This window comes from Shewanella sp. MBTL60-007, assembly GCF_019654915.1.
GTDB lineage: Bacteria > Pseudomonadota > Gammaproteobacteria > Enterobacterales > Shewanellaceae > Shewanella.
This window is the reverse complement of the sequence record NZ_BPET01000125.1, coordinates 1-2,356: the sequence shown is the minus strand read 5'-3', so window position 1 is coordinate 2,356 and position 2,356 is coordinate 1. Positions and strand designations below refer to the sequence as shown.

General features: G+C 37.7%; 1 protein-coding gene and 1 tRNA gene. Both read left to right on the top strand.

Annotated elements, in window-relative coordinates; translation table 11 throughout:
* Window positions 1-1,847: methyl-accepting chemotaxis protein (locus K5Q92_RS23550; RefSeq protein WP_220771220.1), on the top strand; the 1,847-nt coding region annotated here is incomplete at its 5' end.
* A gap of 307 nt (window positions 1,848-2,154) precedes the next feature.
* Window positions 2,155-2,228 (top strand) — tRNA-Cys (locus tag K5Q92_RS23545).
* Window positions 2,229-2,356: the final 128 nt, after the last annotated feature.

The following is a 2,356-nucleotide window of genomic DNA, read 5'->3' as shown; positions in this document are numbered from 1 at the left end:
AAGGAATGACAATTAGGTTAAAGCTGATAATCCTCGCTTCGCTTGTAACGATATCAATGCTGTTTTATGGCGTTTTTGAAAGCATTATTATAAACAAAATCATATATGCAGAGGAGGTTGCCTCTCAAAATTGGTTTATTGAAGCTGAGCTTCTTGCTTTAAGACGCCATGAAAAGGATTTCTTTTCAAGAATGGATGATAAATATCTAGAGAAGCATGCTGATGTAATGGTTCATATAAAAAAGGATTTAGTTAAGCTGAATGAAGATTACCTCATGTTGTTTAATAGGGGGACTAATAATTCAACTACCCTTAGTAAGCTGGAGACCTATCAAAAATCATTTGTAGAACTGGCAAAGCTCTCACATCAGATCTATGACAAAGACGGACTTGAAAAGGAAATTGATCAGTCCAGAAAGAAACTAGAGGCAGCTATTGTTAGTACGAACTCCATTAGTCTTGAGCACCTTATGGTTGAGCTTATAGAGTCTGATTATGAATTCCGCATCCATCACTCTCAGGAAACTCTTGAGCAGTTACTTTCTAGCAAAAAATCATTAGAGATAGCAATTGCAGAATACCCTGCGGTTAAACCTGTTTATGATTCTTATTTTAATGTTTATAACGAACTTATTAACTTACATTTGAAGATGGGGTTTGAGCATAATGAGGGCCTTAGGGGGCTGATGAGAGAGACTGCACATGAGGCTGAAGCCGTCATAATGGAGAATGCGAAAAACATTTCCCTGTTGATCGCCGATTATATTACCGAGAAAAAGGTGACTCTACATATTTTGGGGCTTGTTTTGCTCTTATTTACCTTGGGTTTCGTTTTTTTAATAGCAAGCAATATTAATTCTAGACTTAATGCGCTAAATCATATGGTTAAAGCTATCTCTACCGGTAACAGAGATTTGACAAGTAGAATCAACTTTGACGGTCATGATGAGTTTAGCGATATTGCTCGCTCGTTTAATCGATTTATCGGGTCACTTCAAGAAGCTTTTCACGAGATTAGAGACAGTTATGAAGCGATTAACCTTGCTAGTCATAAAATGTCTGAGAAACTAAATTTGACTACTCAAGGTTTTAGCGATGCTGTAGCTCGGGTAAATAGCATTAGCAGCTCTGTTCATGAATTAGTAACGGTTAACTCGGAAATAAACCTTTCAATTAATGCAACAGACGATGCATCTAACAAACTCGGTAAAGCTAATGAACAAGCTTTGGAAATATCAAGAGAATCAAATGCTGAGATTGATGGTTTAAATGAAAAGTTGCTAAGTGGCCAAGAAAAGATCTCTGAACTAAATGAGCAATCGGCAAAAATTCAAAGTGTAACTAAGGCTATTCAGGAGCTGGCGTCTCAAATTAACTTACTGTCACTTAATGCTGCGATTGAAGCTGCTAGAGCAGGAGAGCAGGGTAAAGGCTTTGCAGTAGTTGCGGATGAAGTTAGAAACTTGTCGGGCAAAACAGATGAAGCAACTTTAGCTATTGATGAAACAATTGAAGAGTTACAGAAAAAAATTACCGTTGTGGTCAATATTCTTGAGGAGTCGACCCAAACAGCACAAGATACACTGAATAAGAGTAAAAACGCCAAGAATGAACTTGTTACTGTTGAAACCTTGTGTCAAAGCTTGTCATCACAAACCTCACAATTAGCCACTGCCTCCGAAGAGCAGCAGTATACGAATAAGGAAGTTGAAGGCCATCTGCAGGATCTAGTCGTAATTTCCAGTGCTAATGAAGAACAAATTGCACAATCGCAGCAATCTACAGACATAGTCTTACATCAGTCTAAGAAACTTAAAGCAACAATTGATAGCTTTAAAGTGACATAAAGTTATCTTGTAACAAGCGTTTAGGTTAATAATGCATCAATAAATCACATTCAAATTAAGAGTTTTTTACAGTTGTTATTTGCTCACCTGGTTAGTGTTTTCACTGAGTTAGCTGCTAGCCAATCTATTTGTTGAAGTTAACAGTTTAATAAAGCGATGGCAGAATAAGCTTTAACCTTGTTTTGTTTATAATTTAAGTTCATTGTTCGCGATTTAACCGTATGAATAAAAACAACAAATAATTGGTTGACTCATTTTTCAAATCTAGTAAAGTACGCCTCGTTCCCGGCAAGAAGGGAAACAAAGTGGCGCGATGGCAGAATGGCTATGCTGCGGATTGCAAATCCGTCGATCTCGGTTCGACTCCGGGTCGCGCCTCCATAATTTAAGAGTTTGGTGAGCTTGTTCAAGTATGAGTAAGCAGTATTAATACCGATAATACGTATCGCCAGAGTCAAAGAGTTTGCCCGTGTGGTGGAATCGGTAGACACAAGGGATTTAAAATCCCT